Source organism: Herminiimonas sp. (assembly GCF_030645555.1).
In the GTDB taxonomy this organism is placed as follows: domain Bacteria; phylum Pseudomonadota; class Gammaproteobacteria; order Burkholderiales; family Burkholderiaceae_D; genus Oxalicibacterium.
Map to the genome: position 1 here is coordinate 1 of NZ_JAUSME010000123.1, position 1,500 is coordinate 1,500.

The 1,500-nt window shown below is 60.3% G+C and carries 4 protein-coding genes; 3 read left to right on the forward strand and 1 reads right to left on the reverse strand.

Annotated features, from left to right (window positions below; genetic code table 11):
* From Q7T06_RS04885 to Q7T06_RS04895, 3 genes are all read left to right on the forward strand, one after another.
* A partial coding sequence (locus Q7T06_RS04885; RefSeq protein WP_304781144.1) for a hypothetical protein occupies positions 1 to 142 on the forward strand: 142 nt, incomplete at its 5' end.
* Positions 143 to 159: 17 nt separating this feature from the next.
* Positions 160 to 573: an integration host factor subunit alpha gene (locus Q7T06_RS04890; protein WP_304781136.1), complete on the forward strand. Its 414-nt coding sequence runs from the start codon at positions 160 to 162 to the stop codon at positions 571 to 573.
* Between the two features lie 10 nt (positions 574 to 583).
* Positions 584 to 967 (forward strand): MerR family transcriptional regulator, encoded by a 384-nt coding sequence (locus Q7T06_RS04895; RefSeq protein ID WP_304781140.1) that lies wholly within the window; start codon positions 584 to 586, stop codon positions 965 to 967.
* An 80-nt stretch (positions 968 to 1,047) separates the two neighbouring features.
* On the opposite strand, the gene Q7T06_RS04900 is transcribed toward Q7T06_RS04895, so the two are convergent.
* Positions 1,048 to 1,500, reverse strand: a 453-nt coding sequence (locus tag Q7T06_RS04900) for a (Fe-S)-binding protein (protein ID WP_370652343.1), incomplete at its 5' end; no start/stop codon positions are given.

Below are 1,500 nucleotides of genomic sequence, written 5' to 3' on the forward strand. Positions count from 1 at the left end.
GGAAGATGACGAAAAAAGTCTTGCTTTCCGGTTTACTCTGCAAGATACTCAATCAACCCTGAGCGACAACAAAGTAGACGAAGCAATGGCCGCGTTCATTGCCGCAGTCCAGAGCAAGCATGGCGCCAGATTGCGCACATGACAGGCCAGGAAACAGACATGAATGACGTGAACACTGCTGAATTCCAATCCGTCCTGGCGGCTGACCTGAGCCGTGCGGTGTATGAATCGCAAGCGCGCAGCAAGGCCGAGAAAGACCTGCCGACGCTGACCAAGGCGGAACTTGCCGAGCTGCTGTTCGAACAGGTCGGTCTCAACAAGCGCGAAGCGAAGGATATGGTCGAGACTTTTTTCGACGAGATCCGCAAGGCGCTGGAATCCGGCGAAGCAGTCAAGCTGTCGGGTTTCGGCAATTTCCAGCTTCGCGACAAGCCACAGCGTCCCGGTCGCAATCCCAAGACCGGCGAGGAAATTCCCATCACTGCGCGGCGGGTAGTGACCTTCCACGCCAGCCAGAAATTGAAGAGCCTGGTCGAACCGACGCAGCAACAGCCGGTCGCCGAGATCGCCTGATTGAGTCCCCATGAGCGAGCGCATCAGCAAGCCCGAGCCGGTCGTATTGCCGCCCATCCCTGCGAAGCGGTATTTCACGATCGGCGAGGTCAGCGAATTGTGCGGCGTGAAGCCGCATGTGCTGCGCTACTGGGAACAGGAATTCGCCCAGCTCAAGCCCGTCAAGCGGCGCGGCAACCGGCGCTACTACCAGCATCATGAAGTCCTGCTGATCCGCCGCATCCGTGAGCTGCTCTATGAGCAGGGCTTCACCATCAGCGGTGCGCGCAACAAGCTCGACAGCCGCAGCACACACGAAATCCCGGAAGATCTGGTGGCCTTGCCGCCGCTCGATATCGATACGATCGCGATCCGCCACGAGCTCGAGGACATCATGGAGCTGCTGCGGCGTTAAGGCCGCACAAGCCTCGCTGGTGGTGCTGCGGGACCGTCAGGTCCCGCTAGCCGAAACAAACTTCCAATCCGCTGCGCAGCTCACGCCAGCGCCATCTCCAGCACTCGCGCCACATGCCACGCCTCGCGTTGCGCCCCGTCCGCAATCTGGTGCCGGCAGCTTGTGCCATCTGCAACCACGATGGTGTCGCCGTCGGCCTGGCGTACGGCCGGCAGCAGGGACAGCTCGCCCATCTGCATCGACACGTCATGGTGACTTGCTTCGTAACCGAAGCTTCCCGCCATGCCGCAGCAACTCGACTCGATCAGTTCTACCTTGAGCCCCGGAATCAGGCCCAGCACCTTCTGCACCGGCGTCACGGCGTCGAATGCTTTCTGATGGCAGTGGCCATGCAGTAGCGCCTTCTGCTCGGCCAACGGCTTCAGGTCGAGTTTGAGTCGGCCGGCAGCAAGTTCACGCGCGAGGAACTCTTCGAAAAGGAATGCATTGGAGGCAAGCGCGACAGCCTGTTCGCCAAGTCCCATTGCCAGGAA